Source organism: Vibrio gallicus, from assembly GCF_024346875.1.
Lineage (GTDB): Bacteria > Pseudomonadota > Gammaproteobacteria > Enterobacterales > Vibrionaceae > Vibrio > Vibrio gallicus.
In genome coordinates this window covers 1,488,490-1,507,932 of record NZ_AP024871.1, presented here as the reverse complement: position 1 = coordinate 1,507,932, position 19,443 = coordinate 1,488,490, and the positions used below count along the sequence as shown (strand labels likewise).

Below are 19,443 nucleotides of genomic sequence, written 5' to 3'. Positions count from 1 at the left end.
ATAGTTGGCTAGGCTATAACACATCAAGTGTGTGTTGGAAGTGATAGCGGTATCCCAGCTTTTGTGACAGTTGGCTATCAATGTGTTTATCTGGGGTGTCAACAATCTCAGGTAATATCACAGAGCTTTGCACGGCATTGAGTGCCGCTTGATAAAACTCAGCTTTACTACAGGTGTTTGGGGTTGAGGCATTTATGATTTGTCTAGATAGCTTATCTATAGCAAAGCTTATTAGCCCGATCGCATCTTGTTGATGAAGCATATTAGCAGGCGCTTTGCGGCTCACTGATTTTAAGCGCTGAACAAAGCGCGAGGGGTGACGCTGCTGATTAACAAGCCCACTGCACCTTATAACTACATAATCCAATCCGCTATTGATCACCTGCTGCTCTGCTTTGAGTAGGGCTTTACTTTTATGTGAAAAATCTTGGCTGTGCATTGCCAATAGATAGCTGGCATCGGACTCGCACATTGAACCTTCTGTACTTGGATATACCGCACTTGAACTTATCATAACTAGCTTGTCTACACCCGCCTGAGTGGCTCCTTGGCAGATTTGTTGCCATTTATGGGCATAGCTATCCCAATCTACGCTGGCCAAATCAAGTGTTTTTCGAAAGCCTGGAGTGATGCAGCCAACAATAGTTGTGACCTGATGCTGAATTAGAAACTGAGACAATAGTGCAATATCATCTACGGGCAGAGATAGGTGATGAGCTTTAAGGCCAAGATCACGGCTAGAGCTGACCCCTGATAGCGATTGGTTGGTCACATGGACTATCGAGCTACGCTTAGATAGAAAAAGTGCCAGAGGGCGACCAAGCCATCCAGCACCAATAATTAGGGTAGCACCCACTATGTTACCTTTGTGTAGATTAGTGGCTTAATACACGCAGTATTTTTTCAGCTTGCTCAGCTATCGCAATGCCTTCAGTGGTGAGATACCCGCCATCTTGCAGTGTACATAGCTCTTTCTCAAACAATCTAGCAACCGCTTGTTGAGTCGATTGCGGCGCATCAGAATGCACCTTAATACCAGTGGCTGAACTGCTTAGGTCGAATTGAAGTAGTAGGTTTAGTTCATCGATAAGTAATTGATCAAATTTCATAAGTTCTCTTTTTCTTCTGTATCTTTAACTCCACAGTAGACCTGCATTAAACGACTGGCAACTGCTAATTAATAAAAACGTTAGCTAAGGCTTGTTCATACTGGAAAACAAAAAAACTAATAATTCCTGTTGACTATCTCGCATCCTATAACCCATCGGCTTTAGGCGTTTTTATCCACAATAACTGTGGATAAACGAAGGGACGTTTTTACGTTTTACCCACCTAGTGAGTTTGTGGACTATTATTTCTTATTAGATAGCGAGTTACATTTACTTACATCTCTGCCTAGCATTTTTATGATGAACATACGGCTGTAGTTGTGAATGGAAAGGAGATCGATAAATGAATGTGATTGACCTGCACTTTTTGAAAAATTTGGTCTAAATTTCTTATTATATTTATCCTGTTTTGACAGGTCCATTAATCAATGCAAGGCAAGTTACTATGAGTGATTCGAAAAGCATTCCTGATCAGGAGCAACGCTCGCTAGAGTGGAAATCCTTCTTCTTTATCGCCGTCGTGTTATTCCCAATTTTGAGTGTCATTTTTGTCGGCGGGTACGGATTTAGCGTGTGGATGTTACAAATGTTCGTTTGGGGTCCACCCGGTGTGCATGGTTGATATACAAGCAATGAACTTAAATCCGAATAAGTGAGATAAGCATGAAATCACTGATCATGAAGATGTGGAATACGATGAGTCGACCAGCTAAGCATATTAGCTTGGGCGTACTGACTCTCGGCGGCTTTATAGCTGGTGTTATATTTTGGGGTGGATTTAATACCGCTCTAGAGGTGGCAAATACAGAGGAGTTTTGTATTAGCTGCCACACAATGGAAGATAATGTCTATCCAGAATTGCAAGAAACGGTGCACTGGAAAAACAATGCAGGGGTTAGGGCAACATGTCCTGATTGTCATGTTCCGCACAATTGGACCGATAAAGTAGCGCGTAAGATGCAAGCATCCAAAGAAGTGTATGCACAACTGTTTGGCGACCTTGGAACTCCTGAAAAATTTGAAGCTCGTCGCTTTGCGCTTGCAAGGCATGAATGGGACCGTTTTTCTGCTAACAAATCTGCGGAATGTAAAAACTGTCACCAATACGAGTTTATGGATTTCGAACAGATGTCACCAACCGCTCGTATTCAAATGAAACAAGCAGCTGCTCGTGATCAAAGCTGTTTAGATTGTCATAAAGGTATTGCCCACCACCTTCCAAAAAATATGGACAGTTCAGGCGGTATGATTGGTGAGCTTGAGCAAGTAGCGCATTCAACATCATTTGCTAAAGACGGTACCTATGTGTCAGTTCGTCATCTTCCTGTGTATGAAGATAAAGCCCTTAGCGCTGAAGCCGGTTTGCTAAACCCAGCATCTGAGGTCAAAGTAATTCAAGTTACAGACAGTGCAATTCAGGTAGAAATCTCTGGCTGGCGTAAAGACAAAGGCTTTGGTCGAGTGATTCAAGAAGACTTCGGGATGAATATTCCAGTTGCGTCATTAATGAAAGAATCTGCTCAAAACGACAAGATTGTACAAAGCTTTGAAGAGAAAGAAGATGAGCTGACAGGCCTTCCTTGGGGGCGTGTCGTGGCGACTGTATGGATGAAACCAGAGTCACTGGTGCAAGGTTACGATGCGATATGGGATAAAGCAGGAGAGTCCTATCAGACGAATTGCTCAACCTGCCATACTCAACCCGCTCCAGCCCACTTCACCGCGAATGCGTGGCCGGGCATGTTCAATGGTATGTCTGCGTTTGTAAACCTCGATACGGATAGCTCGGCTTTGGTATTGAAGTATCTACAGAAACATTCATCTGATTTCTCAGATCAGCAACACTAAATTCCGGCGGAGAGAAACAATGTCATTATCAAGAAGAAGCTTTCTAAAAGGTTTAGGTGCTACTGGGGCAGCCGCTTCTGTTATTGGACCAAGCCTCTTGGTTTCAAGTGGTGTGAATGCCGCTGAAACGACAGACGGGGTATGGAAGACCAGTGGCTCTCACTGGGGTGCTTTTAGAGCCAGAATTTGGGCAGGTAAGGTTCAGGAAATCAAACCGATTGAAGTCGATAAGCATCCAACCGAAATGCTAAACGGCATTAAGGGGATTATCTATAGTCCGTCGAGAGTGCGTTACCCAATGGTGCGTCTAGACTGGCTTAAAAAGCATAAGTACTCAGGAGAAACCCGTGGTAATAACCGCTTTGTGCGTGTGACATGGGATGAGGCGTTAGACCTTTTCTACCGTGAGTTAGAGCGTGTTCAGAAAGACTACGGCCCTTGGGCCTTGCATGCTGGTCAAACTGGTTGGCGTCAAACCGGTCAAATGCACAGCTGTAACAACCATATGCAACGCGCAGTAGGGCTGCACGGGTATTCACTTAAGAAGGTTGGAGACTACTCAACCGGCGCCGGCCAAACCATTTTACCTTATGTACTTGGTTCGACTGAGGTGTACGCACAAGGTACATCTTGGGATCTGATCCTTGAACATAGTGACAACATTATTATTTGGGCCAACGATCCGGTTAAAAACCTTCAAGTAGGTTGGACGTGTGAAACGCATGAATCTTTTGAATACTTAGAGCAATTGAAGGAGAAAGTGGCAAGTAAAGGGATTAACGTAATTTCAGTTGACCCAGTTAAGAACAAAACTCAGCATTTCCTTGGTAACGAACACCTATATGTAAACCCGCAAACCGACGTAGCTTTCATGTTAGGTATTGCGCACACCCTCTATAAAGAAGAGCTTTACGACAAGAAGTTCATTGACCTGTATTGCTTAGGTTTCGAAGAATTCGTTCCTTATCTGACCGGTGAAAGTAAAGACAAAGTAGAAAAGACCCCTGAATGGGCAGCTCAAATCTGTGGCGTTCCTGCGGACAAGATACGTGAATTTGCACGTATGTTGGTAAAAGGTCGTACCCAAATCCTGTTTGGCTGGTGTATTCAGCGTCAGGAACATGGTGAACAACCTTATTGGATGGGGGCTGTTCTAGCTGCGATGATAGGGCAAATCGGTCTGCCTGGTGGTGGGGTATCATATGGACACCACTATTCAGGTATCGGTGTTCCTTCAACAGGCTTTGGCGCTCCGGGCGCTTTCCCACTCAATATTGATAAGGGACAAGAGCCCAAACATACTAATAAAGACTTCAAACAGTACAGCAGTGTTATCCCTGTATCTCGTTGGGTTGATAGCTTGCTCGAACCGGGTAAAAAAATCCAAGCCAATGGTAAAGAGGTCACGTTACCTGGGTTTAAGATGATGGTTATCAGTGGTAATAACCCGTGGCATCATCATCAAGACCGTAACAAGATGAAGAAGGCGTTCAAGAATCTGCAAACACTGGTGACTATTGATTTTGCATGGACGGCGACCTGTCGTTTTTCTGATATTGTCTTGCCCGCATGTACTCAATTTGAGCGTAATGATATTGATGGCTATGGTGCATATTCTGGCCGCGGTTTGGTTGCGATGCACAAGCTTGTTGACCCTCAATTCCAATCGAAGACAGACTTTGACATCATGACTGAACTCACCGCTCGCTGGGGGCGTGATAAAGATTACACCCGTGGCATGAGTGAAATGGAGTGGGTTAAGAGCCTCTATGATGGCTGTAAAGCCAAGAATAGCGGTTTTGAGATGCCAGAATTTGAAGAGTTTTGGGAAAAAGGCTTACTTGATTTCGCTGGTAAAGGAAAATCATGGACTCGACACGCTGCATTCCGTGAAGACCCTGAAATTAACGCTTTAGGTACGCCTTCTGGGTTTATTGAAATCTCAAGCCGCACCATTGGCCGTTTTGGCTACCAGCATTGCCAAAATCACCCTATGTGGTTTGAAAAATCAGAGCGTTCGCACGGTGGGCCAGGCTCTGATAAACATCCATTCTGGTTACAGTCGTGCCACCCCGATAAGCGTTTGCACTCACAGATGTGTGAATCAGAAGAGTTCCGAGCTACCTATGCTGTACAAGGGCGCGAGCCTTGCTACATGAATCCAGCGGACGCCAAAGCAAAAGGCATTAAAGATGGCGATCTTGTGCGGGTGTTCAACGACCGTGGTCAACTCCTAGCAGGTGCCGTAGTATCGAGTTCCTATCCTGAGGGGGTTATTCGAATCGAGGAAGGTGCTTGGTATGGTCCTTTGAACGAGAAAATCGGTGCCATCGATACCTATGGTGATCCAAATACATTAACTCAAGATATTCCATCATCAGAACTGGCACAAGCTACATCCGCCAACACCTGTTTAGTTGATTTTGAGAAGTTTAAAGGTAAGGCACCACCAGTTACAGCCTTTGGAGGGCCTTTAGAAGTGTCTTAGGCACCGGAATAGCCAGTCATGTTGTTTAAAGCCAGAAGGAGAGTCTTCTGGCTTTTTTGATGGGGGCGGTGAATCGGTGTAGCGGTGAATCGATGTGGCGATGAGTGGCGTTAATACTTCGTAAGGTGCGCTACCTGAAAGCTTATCGCTATACCCAATACTCCCGTCTCCCCGGTAGTCTTTTAAGCCGGGGTCTGTAGTGTCTCGGTTTTTCATTCCAAGATATGTGCTTAAAGAGATATAGCGGAGTCGATGGGGCGGTGAATCGATGTGGCGATGAGTGGCGTTAATACTTCGTTAGGTGCGCCATCTGATAGCTAAAAGCTCACCTCTATACTCAATACTCTCGTCTCCCCGGTGGTCTTTTAAGCCGGGGTCTGTAGTGTCTCGGGTTTTTCATTCCAAGATATGTGTTGAAAGAGATATTGCGGATTCGATGTAGCGGTGAATCGATGTGGCGATAAGTGATGTTAATACTTCGTCAGGTGGGCTACCGGGCAGTTTATAGCCTATGTCCAAAGCATTCCTAGAATACAACGCAAAAAAAAGCCAACCCATAATGATAAGAGTTGGCATGTATTTTTGTGGACAAAATATCGTCCACTAACAACGTCAGTTGGCTAGGTGATCCTCGGCTTAAAAGGATCACTATCTATTATGCATTTGATATGCCAACTTTCAATATGTAAATTTAACATACTGTTTTTAAAGGCTTAAAGAAAAACTCTTGGCGGTCGTCGCAGAATGCTATTGCAAATTGCAATGATATGTATCTTTTTGCATAACGGTTGCTGTGTTTAATTGGTGTTGGTTTTCTATTTTATGGCGAACATCGAACCAAAATTAAAGCACTGGAACCACACCTCGCTGCTGCTAAATCCGATATCAGAAAAACGAGCTTTATGGGTTTCAATGGAATCCGGTAACATGACGTTTTCGATAGCACTGCGCTTTTGACTGATTTCCAGTTCGCTGTATCCGTTGGCACGTTTAAAGTCATGATGAAGATCGATGAGTAACTCATGCGTCTGATTATCATCAAAGACGTATTTTTCAGAAAGGATCAGGATCCCGCCAGTGTTTAATCCGTTATAAATCTTTTGCAGTAATGCTTGTCGGTCATCTGGTGACAAAAACTGCAGTGTGAAGTTAAGTACCACCACTGAGGCGTTTTGGATATCGATATTACGGATATCATCTTCGCGCACTACTACCGGAGTATTCGAACGGTATGCGTTGATATGCAGTTTACAACGTTCAACCATTGCTGGCGAGTTATCGATAGCGATGATTTGACACTCTTCAACCTGCTCAAGGTTGCGGCGCATGGATAGGGTCGACGCCCCAAGTGCACAGCCAAGGTCATAGATATTTGAACCGTTGGTTGCAAAGCGTTTTGCAAACATGCCGATGGTTGAAACTATGTTGCTGTACCCTGGCACTGAGCGCTGGATCATATCTGGAAATACTTCAGCAACGCGTTCGTCAAAGGTGAAGTCGCCTATCTTGTCGATAGGAGCGGAAAAAATATTGTCTTTGCTCATGAGATTGACTGTAAAAATGGAAACAGTTAATTCTAGTGTAAAGCTGAGTTTCGTGTCACGCATCACATACCAAGATCGCGCTTTTTTATCTGCTATTGCTTAAAAACAGAGCAATACACCGTGATAACCCATAAAAAATTGATTAGATGGTCGATTTTGAGACTGATTCAAAGTATAAATACCAACTAATTGTGCCAAGAACGGATGCTCTTGAGCACCTATCTCAATTTGAACTGTAAATTATGGTTTGAATTGGATAGATACCTTTAACTTAGAAACATTCAGGAAATTGAATATGCGTAGCCATTATTGTGGTCAACTGAACAAATCCCTTGTGGGACAAACGGTAGAATTGTGCGGCTGGGTTAACCGTCGTCGTGATTTAGGCGGTCTTATCTTTATCGATATGCGTGATCGTGAAGGTATCGTTCAGGTTGTTGTTGATCCGGATATGGCTGATGTATTCAAAACCGCGAACCAGTTGCGTAATGAATTCTGCATTAAGCTAACCGGTGAAGTTCGTGCACGCCCAGAGAGTCAAATCAACAAAGAGATGACAACTGGCGAGGTTGAACTGCTTGCTACTGGTCTTGAAATCATTAACCGTTCAGATGTTCTTCCTTTGGATTTCAATCAAAAGAACTCTGAAGAGCAACGTCTTAAGTATCGTTACCTAGACTTACGTCGCCCTGAAATGAGCGATCGTATTAAACTGCGTGCTAAAGCATCAAGCTTTGTACGTCGTTTCTTAGACCAAAACAATTTCTTAGATATTGAAACACCAGTACTGACTAAAGCGACGCCAGAAGGTGCTCGTGATTATTTGGTACCGAGCCGTGTGCATAAAGGTAGCTTCTACGCACTTCCTCAATCACCACAGCTTTTCAAACAGCTTCTGATGATGTCAGGTTTTGACCGTTACTATCAAATCGTTAAGTGTTTCCGAGATGAAGACTTACGCGCTGACCGTCAGCCAGAGTTTACTCAGATAGATATCGAAACCTCTTTCATGTCAGCTGACCAAGTGCGTGCAACCACTGAAAAAATGATTCGTGAAATGTGGCAAGAACTGCTGAATATCGACCTAGGTCAGTTCCCAGTTATGCCATTTAGTGAAGCGATTCGCCGTTTTGGTAGTGACAAGCCAGACCTTCGTAACCCAATGGAGTTGGTTGACGTTGCAGACCTTGTAAAAGACGTTGAGTTTAAGGTGTTCTCTGGCCCTGCAAACGATGAAAAGGGTCGCGTTGCGGTTCTGCGCGTACCAGGTGGTGCTAAACTGACTCGTAAGCAAATCGATGGCTACGCTGAATTTGTTGGTATTTACGGCGCTAAAGGCCTTGCTTGGATGAAAGTGAATGACCTTGAAGCTGGCCTAGAAGGTATCCAGTCTCCGGTTGCTAAATTCTTAAACCAAGATGTTATTAATGGCATTCTAGAGCGTACTGATGCACAGTCAGGTGACATCATCTTGTTTGGTGCAGATAAAGCAAATGTTGTGGCTGAAGCTATGGGTTCACTGCGTCTAAAAGTGGGTCAAGACCTTGAGTTGACAGATACCTCTGCATGGAAACCATTGTGGGTTGTTGATTTCCCAATGTTTGAAGAAGACGGCGAAGGTAACTTGCATGCAATGCATCACCCATTCACCTCTCCATTAGGTGTGTCTCCTGAAGAGCTTAAAGCAAATCCTGCGGCTGCGAACTCTGATGCTTACGATATGGTTATCAACGGCTACGAAGTTGGTGGCGGTTCAGTGCGTATTCATAACGCCGAAATGCAAGCTACTGTATTTGATATCCTAGGTATCGATGAAGCAGAGCAACAGCTTAAGTTTGGCTTCTTGTTAGACGCGCTTAAATACGGTACACCACCGCATGCTGGTTTAGCATTTGGTTTGGATCGCTTGGTAATGCTTTTATGTGGTACAGATAATATTCGTGACGTGATTGCATTCCCTAAAACGACCGCAGCCGCATGTCTATTGACCAACGCTCCAAGTCTAGCGAATCCAGCGGCTCTTCAAGAGCTCGCTATTGCAGTGACTGCTGCTAAAAAAGATGCAGAATAAGCTGAAGTAATATAAATATTACTGACCTAAAAAACTCCCGCGATTGCGGGAGTTTTTGTCTCAATCGTATAAACGAGAAGTAATAATGACCATTATCTTAGGGATAGATCCGGGCTCTAGAATTACTGGCTATGGGGTAATTCGCCAAACTGGCAGAAAGCTTCAATATATGGGGAGCGGGTGTATTCGCACCTCTGAAAAAGAGCTTCCAGGGCGCTTAAAGCAGATCTATGCTGGGGTGAGTGAAATCATTACCCAGTTTAATCCTGAAGTGTTTGCTATTGAGCAAGTGTTTATGTCCAAAAATGCAGATTCTGCTCTGAAACTTGGGCAAGCGAGGGGCAGTGCTATCGTGGCGGCAGTTAACGCGGATCTGCCTGTGTTTGAATACGCAGCCCGGCTTATAAAACAAGCAGTCACTGGAACTGGTGGCGCGGATAAGGCTCAGGTGCAACATATGGTTCAGCAGATGCTAAGCCTGCCAGCTAAGCCACAAGCCGATGCTGCCGATGCGCTTGGTGTCGCTATATGTCACGCAAACACCAATAAAACCTTAGTCGCCTTAGCGGGTCGTGCAACCTCAGCAAGGCGTGGTCGTTACCGTTAATCTCTTCTTTTGCTATGCACCTTCATCTAAATCCTTTCTTGTAATACTGGCTATCCGTCCAGTTATTTATTATCATCTTTGGATAGAGTTATCCCAATTGGAAATATGCAGTGATAGGACGTTTACGAGGCACTCTTTTAGAGAAGCAGCCACCAGAATTATTGATTGAAGTCTCCGGTATTGGCTATGAAGTTCAAATGCCAATGAGCTGTTTTTATGAGCTGCCTGATGTAGGACAAGAAGCAATTGTATATACACATTTTGTAGTACGTGAAGATGCTCAATTATTGTATGGATTCAACACGGTTTCTGAGCGCGCACTATTTAGAGAAGTGATCAAAGCCAATGGCGTAGGCCCAAAACTAGGGCTAGGTATCTTATCTGGAATGACTGCGTCACAATTTGTAAGTTGTGTAGAGAATGAAGATATCTCAACGCTAGTTAAGCTGCCAGGAGTTGGTAAAAAGACTGCTGAGCGCCTGGTGGTTGAGATGAAAGACCGCCTTAAAGGCTGGGGAGCAGGAGATCTCTTTACACCGGCTACGGATGCCGCTCCAATTGATAGCCATCAATCGCGCGATGATGCGGCTGTGGAAGAAGCAGTTAGCGCATTGCTTGCGTTAGGCTACAAACCTCAGATAGCGTCTAAAGTGATCTCTCAAATAGCTAAGCCAGATATGAGCAGTGAAATGCTGATTAAAGAAGCTCTAAGAGCTATGGTATAAGTATGATAGAAGCGGATCGATTAATCGCAGCCGACAGTCCTGTTTTTAAAGATGAAGAAGCAATAGACAGAGCTATTCGTCCCAAAAAGCTTGAGGATTATCGAGGCCAAGACCATGTACGTAGCCAGATGGAGATCTTCATTAAGGCTGCACAAATGCGTGGTGAGGCGTTAGATCATTTACTTATTTTTGGACCTCCAGGTCTGGGTAAGACTACGCTTGCCAACATTGTCGCCAATGAAATGGGAGTGAGTATCCGCACCACTTCAGGCCCTGTACTCGAAAAAGCAGGGGACTTGGCCGCACTGCTGACTAACCTCGAAGAGAATGATGTTTTATTTATCGACGAAATCCATCGCTTAAGCCCAGTGGTTGAAGAGGTGCTATATCCGGCAATGGAAGACTATCAGCTTGATATTATGATAGGCGAGGGACCTGCCGCTCGTTCAATTAAAATCGATCTCCCACCTTTTACTCTTATCGGTGCAACTACACGAGCAGGTTCATTGACCTCACCGCTGCGCGACCGTTTTGGCATCACACAAAGGCTTGAATACTATAAGATTGAAGATCTGCAACACATAGTTCAACGCAGTGCCGATTGCTTAGATCTTTCCATGGCTTCTGAAGGGGCGCTAGAGGTTGCCAGACGAGCTCGTGGCACGCCTCGTATTGCCAACCGTTTACTGCGTCGGGTTAGAGATTACGCTGAAGTCAAAGGCAATGGTCATATTGATGATGATACAGCGGATAAAGCTCTTAATATGCTAGATGTCGATAGCCTCGGGTTTGACTATATGGATCGCAAGTTATTGTTAGCGATTATAGAGAAATTTTCGGGCGGCCCGGTTGGGTTAGACAATATGGCAGCTGCAATTGGTGAGGAAAAGGACACTATCGAGGATGTTCTTGAGCCATATCTGATTCAGCAAGGATATTTACAACGCACCCCACGGGGCAGAATTGTTACCGAAAGGGCGTATTTGCATTTCGGGTTTGATGTAGAAAAGTAGTTAATTGTTAAGGGGCTGTAAGCCCCTTTTTAATTGTCTTATTTTAACTGAGTATCCAGTGTTAACTTCATCACAGTTTTTGGCATATCCTTAATTTAGGTCAATAATGCCAGTCAGTTCACTTCATTATTCTTGATGTAAATCAAGGACAAAATCGCAAATAAAGCCTTTGAAACAAACGAGCGAAACCTTTAGTATTACGGCCAGGTATATTAGAAGTTGCTTAACAACGTTTTAACCATTGATTTCACCAAGATTAATAATTAAAACACTACGTTAACAACTCCTTATTTGATTTAACCTGTGTCTAGGAAGACACTCAAGGAGCTCTTATGATAGATGTAGTTGATCTGTCGCGGCTGCAGTTTGCGCTGACAGCAATGTATCACTTTCTATTCGTCCCTCTTACCTTAGGTATGGCCTTCTTGCTTGCTATTATGGAATCCGTTTACGTGATGACAGGTAAGCAGATTTACAAGGATATGACTAAGTTTTGGGGCAAATTATTCGGTATTAACTTCGCTCTCGGCGTTGCTACCGGCCTTACCATGGAGTTCCAGTTTGGAACGAACTGGTCTTACTATTCTCACTATGTAGGTGATATATTCGGTGCACCATTAGCGATTGAAGCCTTAGTCGCTTTCTTCTTAGAATCCACCTTTGTTGGATTATTCTTCTTCGGTTGGGATCGCCTATCTAAGCGTCAGCACTTATGTGTGACTTGGTTAGTTGCAATTGGCTCAAACTTTTCTGCGCTTTGGATTCTGATTGCCAACGGTTGGATGCAACACCCAGTGGGCGCGGAGTTTAACTTCGAGACCATGCGTATGGAAATGGTGAGTTTCTCCGAGGTGATTCTAAACCCAGTCGCTCAGGTTAAATTCGTACATACTGTAGCGTCAGGCTATACCGCAGGTGCGATGTTCGTTCTGGGCATTAGTTCTTACTATCTACTCAAAGGTCGTGATGTAGCATTTGCTCGTCGTTCGTTTGCGATTGCCGCTTCTTTTGGTATGGCAGCCATTCTTTCTGTTCTGGTCCTTGGTGATGAGTCGGGTTATGAAATGGGCGCAGTACAAAAAGTGAAGCTAGCAGCGGTTGAAGCCGAGTGGCATACCGAGCCAGCTCCAGCAGCGTTCACCGCATTTGGTATTCCAAATCAAGAAACAATGGAAACGGATTATGCGATTAAGATCCCATACGCTATGGGTATTATTGCAACCCGTTCACTCGATACGCAGGTAACAGGCCTACGTGATCTTCGTGAACAAAACGTTGATCGTATTCGTAATGGTATGAATGCCTATGCGCTTTTAGAAAAACTACGTGGCGGAGATCGCAGCGAAGAGAATAAAGCCGCATTTGATGATGTGAAGCATGATCTTGGTTATGGCTTACTACTTAAGCGTTATACCGACAAGGTTGTTGATGCAACCGAAGATCAGATCCAAGCTGCTGCGGATGACACTATCCCTACCGTTTGGCCACTATTCTGGTCATTCCGTATTATGGTTGGCTGTGGGGTTATCATGCTATTGGTGTTTGGTCTTACCTTTGTTCAGACTTGTCGCCAAAAAATCCAACAGAAGCCTTGGATACTTAAAGCTGCACTATGGAGTATTCCACTACCATGGATTGCGATTGAAGCAGGCTGGTTTGTTGCAGAATTTGGTCGTCAGCCATGGGCTGTGGGTGAAATATTGCCTACCAGTGTAGCGGCATCTGCGCTAACGGTTGGTCAATTGTGGAGCTCCCTAATTGCCATTATAGCTCTATACACTGTATTCCTAATTGCAGAAGCTTATCTAATGGTTAAGTTTGCTCGCAAGGGTCCAAGTAGCCTGAAAACAGGACGTTATCACTTCGAACAAGAAGGCAATCAAGACGCACAATCTCGCGTTGAACGCCAAGTAGAAGCGTAATAAGGAAGCGTAAATATGTTTGATTATGAAGTTTTACGATTTATCTGGTGGTTGCTAGTTGGCGTATTGCTCGTTGGCTTTGCCGTTACCGATGGATTTGATATGGGAGTAGGGGCACTGGTTCCTATCATCGGCAAAAATGATAGCGAACGCCGCGTGATGATCAACTCAATTGCCCCCCATTGGGATGGCAACCAAGTATGGCTTATCACCGCTGGTGGCGCGTTGTTTGCGGCATGGCCTTTGGTTTATGCGGTCTCTTTTTCAGGGTTTTATTTTGCTATGATTCTGACTCTAGCCGCACTGTGGTTGCGTCCGCTAGGATTGGATTATCGTTCTAAGATTGAAGACCCGAAATGGCGTAATAGCTGGGACATCTGTATTGCCATTAGTGGCTTTGTTCCGCCGATTATATTTGGTGTGGCATTTGGTAACTTGCTGCAAGGCATACCATTTCAGCTGACTGATTTTATGATGCCTACTTACCATGGGTCATTCTTTGGTTTGCTTAACCCATTTGCACTGTTATGTGGATTAGTTAGCTTAGCTATGATTATTCTACAAGGTGCGACATGGTTACAGATGAAAACGACTGCTGATGTCCATAAACGTGCGCGTACCGTGGCACAGTTAATGGGGATTGCAACGGTTGCACTGTTTGCTATCGCAGGCGTTTGGATCCAAAGCCTGAATGGGTATGTGGTTGCCAGTCAAATGGACTTAGCAGGGCCGTCAAACCCACTCACTAAAGAGGTTATTGTAGAAGCGGGTGCTTGGATGAATAATTTCGCCAAATACCCTGCAATGTGGGCCGCACCTATTATAGGTTTGGCGATGCCACTACTTGCAGCCTTGATGTCTCGTATTGAGCGTGGCGGATTTGCATTCGTGTTCTCAAGCTTAGGTAATGCGGGCATTATTTTCACTGCGGGTCTTTCTATGTTCCCATTTGTGATGCCATCTAGCCTGAATCCATCTCAGAGTTTGACTATGTGGGATGCAACCTCAAGTGAATTAACCCTAAACATAATGACGGTTGTAGCGTTTGTTATGGTGCCAATTATCTTGGCTTATACCACTTGGAGTTACTACAAGATGTTTGGTCGTTTGGATGATAAGTTCATCGAAGAAAACAAGAATTCACTTTATTAAGGAGTACAAAACATGTGGTATTTCGCTTGGATTCTAGGTGTGTTACTAGCTTGTGCTTTTGGTATCATCAATGCGCTGTGGTTAGAACACACAGAGATGATGGACCAAGATAAAATAGATTAATAATCCATTAGGCTCCCAGAATTGGGGGCCTTTTTATATGGCTGAATGAATATTCGAATTGATGTGAACAAATGGATTTTGTTACATATTTACATAGGGTAAGGTTTGACATTGCTAGTTGCGGTTCAATTTGCGAGAAAAATGGTCAACTAGCGTACAAAAGTCATGTGTTTATCAAAAAAACGTGTCACATAAATCAAGAATGTGGTTTGATTTAATATAAGAGAAATTTATTATATTCAGGTATATGCAAAGCCTATGACCACAACCTCTACAAATGAGAACTCGACATTTGATTGGCCCATCCGTATCTACTATGAAGATACCGATGCCGGTGGGATCGTATACCATTCAAATTATTTAAAATACTTTGAACGAGCAAGAACTGAATTATTAAGAGCCAAGGGCGTGAGTCAGCAGCTCTTATTAGAACAACAACTGGGTTTTGTTGTTAAGCATATGGATATCGATTTTTTACAGGGTGCACAACTCGACCAAGAATTGACGGTAAAAACACACGTTTCGCAATTAAAACGTGTCTCTTTGGATTTTTGTCAAGAGATAGTCAATCTCGATGGGAAGGTATTGTGCAGGGCAGTGGTTCGGGTAGCATGTATTAATACATCAAAAATGAAGCCAACTGCAATTCCAAATTTTATTATCTCGGAGTTTTCGTAACGTGAATGCGGATATCAATTTTATTGACCTAATTTTAGAAGCCAGCTTTCTGGTTCAACTGGTAATGCTAACCCTAGTAGGGATGTCTATTGCATCTTGGGCGATGATTATCAACCGCAGTAAGATCATCTCGACTGCATACTCTCAAACGCAAACCTTTGAAGATAAGTTCTGGTCTGGTAAAGACCTTGGTAAATTATACCAAGAGGTAAAAGCGCGCAAAGAGAACATCTCTGGTATCGAAGAGATTTTCTATGCAGGCTTCTCTGAGTTTGCTCGTTTGCGTCGTACCAATGTTGAGTCACCAGACTTTATTATGGAAGGTACGGGACGTGCGATGCGCGTTGCGGTTGCTCGTGAAGTAGATGACCTTGAAACCAACCTACCATTCTTAGCAACTGTTGGTTCGATCAGTCCTTATATCGGACTGTTCGGTACGGTTTGGGGGATTATGCATGCCTTTATCGCGCTAGGGCAGGTTAAGCAAGCGACTTTAGCTATGGTTGCGCCTGGTATTGCAGAGGCATTGATTGCTACTGCAATGGGGCTGTTTGCGGCGATCCCTGCGGTTATGTTCTACAACCGCCTGAGTAATCGAGTGGGTAAACTAGAGCATTCATACGCCACTTTTTCTGAAGAATTCCATGCTATCTTGCACCGTCAAGCGATGAGTGATAAGGCGTAATCTATGGCAGGTTATCAACCAAAAAAACGTAAGATGACCGCAGAGATCAACGTAGTACCCTACATTGATGTGATGTTGGTATTGTTGATCATCTTCATGGTGACCTCTCCATTTGTCACCCAAGGCGTCGACGTTGATCTACCAAAAACAACCTCGGCTAAGCCTGCTTCTGAATTGGCAGGCGATGGTGACGCTAGCTTTATTATTGTTGAGATAAACAAAGATGGTCAGCTCGGGCTGAGTGTTAACGATGAAGAAGTTCAGCGTGGCATGAGCTTAGATGACCTTATCGTACGAGTGAAAGCGGAACGTCAGGTTTCACCTAACTCTCCGGTTGCGGTAGGTGGCGATGCCAAAACCGCTTACGCGGATGTGGTATTGGTATTGGATGAACTCAATCAAGCTGGCATTGAAAAAGTGGGTTTGTTAACGGATATCAAAGGATAGATACCGGCGCACATGAAAAAAGACAAAAAGTTCGTTAGATCATTGGTGATATCAGGAGCTGTGCACTTACTGCTGCTGGTGGCGTTGATTTGGGGAACTAACTTTAATATGTCAAAGCCCAAGCCAACACCAAATATGGTGCAGGCGGTGGTGATAGACCCAAGTGTGATCTCGCAGCAAGCGAATAAGATCCGCGCTGAGCGCAATGCCGCCAAAAAAGCAGAACAGCAACGTGTCGAAAAGCTGCGTAAACAGAGTGAACAGCTAGAGAAAAACCGTAAGGCAGAAGAGCAGCGCATTCGTCGTTTAGCTCAAGATAAAGCAACCGCGGCTAAAAAGGCGCGCGAAGCTGAGCAGCAGCGGATTATAAAAGAGAAGCAGCGCCAACAAGCCGAGCAACAAGCAAAGAAAGCTGAAGCCGACCGTAAACAAAAACAGGCCGCGGCTAACAAAGCTGAGCAACATCGATTAGAGAAAGAGAAGGCGGCAAAGCAGGCTCAACAAAAAGCAAAACGCGAAGCTGAAAAAGCCGCAAAAGCGGAAGCAACTCGAATTGCCAAAGAGAAAGCCGCTAAAGTTGCCATTGAAAAAGCGCGTAAAGCAGAGCAATTGCGCATTGCTAAAGAGAAAGAAGCCAAGGCTGCTGCTGAACGAGCTAGAAAAGAAAAAGCACGGGCTGAGCAGGCAGCAAAAGAGCGTAAAGTACAAGAAGCTGCGCTTAACGATATATTCTCAGGCTTAGAGCAAGAGTCGCAAAGCAACTCTGCGGCTAAGAACCGCTTTATCGCGGATGAGTTAAGTCGTTACGGCTCTATTTACAAACAGATGATTCAACAAAAGCTTTTAGTTGAGGACTCCTATCGCGGTAAAACATGTCAGGTTGACTTGCGTTTAATTGCGACGGGTTCGAACGCTATTGTTAGCGATGTGAAGACAATCTCGGGTGACCGAACCTTGTGCAGCGCAACCCACCGCGCCATTGCGCAGGTGAATAGCTTCCCTCTACCTAAAGACCCAGCAGTGGCTGAAAAACTGAAGAGTATTCGGTTGACCGTTGCACCTGATTAAGGATTATATGGTGATAAGACGTTTATTTATTAGCGCAATGCTATTTATTGGTATGGCAAATTATGCCCATGCCTCATTAGAGTTAGTGATTACCGAAGGGATAAACTCTGCTCGTCCGATTGCTATCGTACCATTTAAATGGGACGGCCCTGGAAAACTGCCACACAATGTAAGTGAGGTGATTGCCTCTGATCTACAACGTAGTGGTAAGTTTAGCCCAGTTGCTGTCGGTCAAATGCCCCAAACGCCATACACTGATACTGATATTAACTATTCAGCATGGTCATCGATGGGCGTGGACTCACTACTGACAGGCACCATTACCAAAACAGCTGACGGTAAGTATCGAGTTAATTACAAGCTGATTGATATTGTGCGCGGCAGTTTGACCAAAGGGAAATCGAAATCCCTAAAAGATGGCAACCTGGTTTTATCTCAAGACCATATTCTATTTAACAAGGTTGCCACGGTTCCCGGTCCTAGATTGCGTGAATACGCGCACCGTATTTCTGATCTGGTTTATGAGCAACTTACTGGCGAGAAAGGTGCATTTTTAACGCGTATTGCCTATGTCGTTATTAACGATAAAGCCAAATATCCTTATCAATTGCGCATCGCAGATTACGATGGCTACAACGAGCGTTTGGTTTTACGCTCAAAGCAACCTTTGATGTCGCCAGCATGGTCCCCAGATAGTCGTAAGCTTGCTTATGTAAGCTTCCAAAATGGTCGTGCCGAGATATTCATGATGGATATCTATACCGGCAAGCGTGAAAAGCTGACTTCTTTCCCACGCCATAACGGTGCTCCACGTTTTTCACCAGACGGAAAAACCTTGGCCATCGTATTGTCTAAATCTGGCAGTTTACAGGTTTATACCCTTGATCTGGCAACCCGAAAGCTTAAGCAGATTACGCGCGGTAGAGCAAACAATACTGAACCGTTTTGGTACCCAGATGGCAAATCACTAATATTCACTTCTGATAGAGGTGGTAAGCCTCAGATTTATAAAGTAGATTTGGATTCAAGAGCGACCAAGCGAATTACTTGGCAAGGGAATCAAAACTTGGGTGGTCAAATCACACCAGATGGCCGCTTTATGATTATGGTTAATCAAAGTGCCTCAGGATTTAATTTGGCAAAACAAGATTTGGAGACCGGAGCTGTTCAAGTTTTAACTAAAACACTCTTGGATGAGTCTCCAAGCATTGCGCCAAACGGCGGAATGGTGATATACAGCTCTATGTATAATAAAAATAATGTGTTGTCGATGGTCTCTATCGATGGCCGCTTTAAGGCCAGGCTTCCAGCTACAAACGGGCGCGTTCGAGCTCCTGCTTGGTCACCATTTTTGTAACTTAGCTACTTTCTATACGAAAAGGAAAAGAAAACATGCAACTTAACAAGGTTTTAAAGGGTCTGCTAATCGCACTACCAGTTCTAGCTATGACAGCTTGTAGCTCATCAGATGATGCAACAGATGCTTCTGATGCTCAACAAACTAACAATCAACAACAAGCAGCTGGTAATGAAAATGCACAAGCTACAGATACCACTGTTGTTTCGCCAATGACTGAAGAAGAGCAACTTGCAGCAGAGCGTGAAATGAAGCAAAAAGCACTTGCTGAAACTTCAACTCTTTACTTCGAATTTGATAACTCAACTATCAGCGCAAAATACGAAGAAATGTTGTCAGCTCACGCACAATATCTAAGTGAAAACCCAGATGTTAAAGTGACTATCGAAGGTCACGCTGATGAGCGTGGTACACCTGAGTACAACATCGCACTTGGCGAGCGTCGTGCAACAGCAGTTTCTAAATATCTTCAAGCGTCAGGTGTTCAAGCTGACCAAATCTCTATCGTAAGCTACGGTGAAGAGAAGCCTCTAGAACTAGGCCAATCTGAAGAAGCTTATGCACAGAACCGTCGTGCGGTTCTAGTTTACTAATCGAAAGGTAGTA

At 44.3% G+C, this 19,443-nt stretch carries 19 protein-coding genes; 16 read left to right on the top strand and 3 right to left on the bottom strand.

What is annotated here, in order from left to right:
* Positions 1 to 13: 13 nt before the first annotated feature.
* A complete protein-coding gene (locus OCU28_RS06925; protein ID WP_261815486.1) occupies positions 14 to 856 on the bottom strand; it encodes an NAD(P)H-binding protein in 843 nt (280 codons plus the stop codon).
* A gap of 19 nt (positions 857 to 875) precedes the next feature.
* Entirely contained in the window at positions 876 to 1,109 is a 234-nt protein-coding gene (locus tag OCU28_RS06920; protein WP_261815485.1) for a TIGR02647 family protein, read from the bottom strand.
* 445 nt (positions 1,110 to 1,554) lie between these two features.
* Between OCU28_RS06920 and torE the strand changes: the two genes are divergently transcribed.
* Genes torE through torA form a run of 3 tightly spaced genes read left to right on the top strand, consistent with a single transcriptional unit; the run spans position 1,555 to position 5,445 of the window.
* Complete coding sequence (torE, locus tag OCU28_RS06915; RefSeq protein ID WP_261815484.1) at positions 1,555 to 1,731, top strand: trimethylamine N-oxide reductase system protein TorE; 177 nt, start codon at positions 1,555 to 1,557, stop codon at positions 1,729 to 1,731.
* Positions 1,732 to 1,772: 41 nt separating this feature from the next.
* Positions 1,773 to 2,957, top strand: a complete 1,185-nt coding sequence (gene torC, locus OCU28_RS06910) for a pentaheme c-type cytochrome TorC (RefSeq protein WP_261815483.1) — start codon at positions 1,773 to 1,775, stop codon at positions 2,955 to 2,957.
* Positions 2,958 to 2,976: 19 nt separating this feature from the next.
* Positions 2,977 to 5,445, top strand: coding sequence for a trimethylamine-N-oxide reductase TorA (torA, locus tag OCU28_RS06905; protein ID WP_261815482.1), 2,469 nt, complete (start codon positions 2,977 to 2,979; stop codon positions 5,443 to 5,445).
* A gap of 815 nt (positions 5,446 to 6,260) precedes the next feature.
* Here torA and cmoA read toward each other — a convergent pair.
* Entirely contained in the window at positions 6,261 to 6,989 is a 729-nt protein-coding gene (gene cmoA / locus OCU28_RS06900; protein WP_261815481.1) for a carboxy-S-adenosyl-L-methionine synthase CmoA, read from the bottom strand.
* Positions 6,990 to 7,284: 295 nt separating this feature from the next.
* On the opposite strand from cmoA, the gene aspS reads away from it, so the two are divergent.
* From aspS to pal, 13 genes are all read left to right on the top strand, one after another.
* On the top strand, positions 7,285 to 9,060 hold the full coding sequence (gene aspS, locus OCU28_RS06895) for an aspartate--tRNA ligase (protein WP_261815480.1): 1,776 nt from the start codon (positions 7,285 to 7,287) through the stop codon (positions 9,058 to 9,060).
* 85 nt (positions 9,061 to 9,145) lie between these two features.
* On the top strand, positions 9,146 to 9,667 hold the full coding sequence (ruvC, locus tag OCU28_RS06890) for a crossover junction endodeoxyribonuclease RuvC (RefSeq protein WP_261815479.1): 522 nt from the start codon (positions 9,146 to 9,148) through the stop codon (positions 9,665 to 9,667).
* 110 nt (positions 9,668 to 9,777) lie between these two features.
* Positions 9,778 to 10,392: a Holliday junction branch migration protein RuvA gene (gene ruvA / locus OCU28_RS06885; RefSeq protein WP_261815478.1), complete on the top strand. Its 615-nt coding sequence runs from the start codon at positions 9,778 to 9,780 to the stop codon at positions 10,390 to 10,392.
* A 2-nt stretch (positions 10,393 to 10,394) separates the two neighbouring features.
* Positions 10,395 to 11,405, top strand: coding sequence for a Holliday junction branch migration DNA helicase RuvB (gene ruvB / locus OCU28_RS06880; protein ID WP_261815477.1), 1,011 nt, complete (start codon positions 10,395 to 10,397; stop codon positions 11,403 to 11,405).
* Between the two features lie 332 nt (positions 11,406 to 11,737).
* The gene (gene cydA, locus OCU28_RS06875) at positions 11,738 to 13,327 is read left to right on the top strand and encodes a cytochrome ubiquinol oxidase subunit I (RefSeq protein ID WP_261815476.1); all 1,590 of its coding nucleotides are present in this window, start codon (positions 11,738 to 11,740) and stop codon (positions 13,325 to 13,327) included.
* Positions 13,328 to 13,342: 15 nt separating this feature from the next.
* Positions 13,343 to 14,479 carry a cytochrome d ubiquinol oxidase subunit II gene (gene cydB, locus OCU28_RS06870; RefSeq protein ID WP_261815475.1) on the top strand — a complete coding sequence of 379 codons (1,137 nt, stop codon included), beginning with the start codon at positions 13,343 to 13,345 and terminating at the stop codon, positions 14,477 to 14,479.
* 12 nt (positions 14,480 to 14,491) lie between these two features.
* Positions 14,492 to 14,602 carry a cytochrome bd-I oxidase subunit CydX gene (gene cydX, locus OCU28_RS06865; protein ID WP_261815474.1) on the top strand — a complete coding sequence of 37 codons (111 nt, stop codon included), beginning with the start codon at positions 14,492 to 14,494 and terminating at the stop codon, positions 14,600 to 14,602.
* A gap of 258 nt (positions 14,603 to 14,860) precedes the next feature.
* On the top strand, positions 14,861 to 15,280 hold the full coding sequence (gene ybgC / locus OCU28_RS06860; protein WP_261815473.1) for a tol-pal system-associated acyl-CoA thioesterase: 420 nt from the start codon (positions 14,861 to 14,863) through the stop codon (positions 15,278 to 15,280).
* A gap of 1 nt (position 15,281) precedes the next feature.
* Positions 15,282 to 15,965 carry a protein TolQ gene (gene tolQ, locus OCU28_RS06855; protein ID WP_261815472.1) on the top strand — a complete coding sequence of 228 codons (684 nt, stop codon included), beginning with the start codon at positions 15,282 to 15,284 and terminating at the stop codon, positions 15,963 to 15,965.
* Positions 15,966 to 15,968: 3 nt separating this feature from the next.
* Complete coding sequence (gene tolR, locus OCU28_RS06850) at positions 15,969 to 16,412, top strand: protein TolR (protein WP_261815471.1); 444 nt, start codon at positions 15,969 to 15,971, stop codon at positions 16,410 to 16,412.
* On the top strand, positions 16,413 to 17,480 hold the full coding sequence (tolA, locus tag OCU28_RS06845; RefSeq protein ID WP_390623810.1) for a cell envelope integrity protein TolA: 1,068 nt from the start codon (positions 16,413 to 16,415) through the stop codon (positions 17,478 to 17,480).
* Positions 17,481 to 17,487: 7 nt separating this feature from the next.
* Positions 17,488 to 18,837 (top strand): Tol-Pal system beta propeller repeat protein TolB, encoded by a 1,350-nt coding sequence (gene tolB / locus OCU28_RS06840; RefSeq protein ID WP_261815469.1) that lies wholly within the window; start codon positions 17,488 to 17,490, stop codon positions 18,835 to 18,837.
* Positions 18,838 to 18,872: 35 nt separating this feature from the next.
* Positions 18,873 to 19,430 (top strand): peptidoglycan-associated lipoprotein Pal, encoded by a 558-nt coding sequence (pal, locus tag OCU28_RS06835; protein WP_261815468.1) that lies wholly within the window; start codon positions 18,873 to 18,875, stop codon positions 19,428 to 19,430.
* Positions 19,431 to 19,443 lie beyond the last annotated feature (13 nt).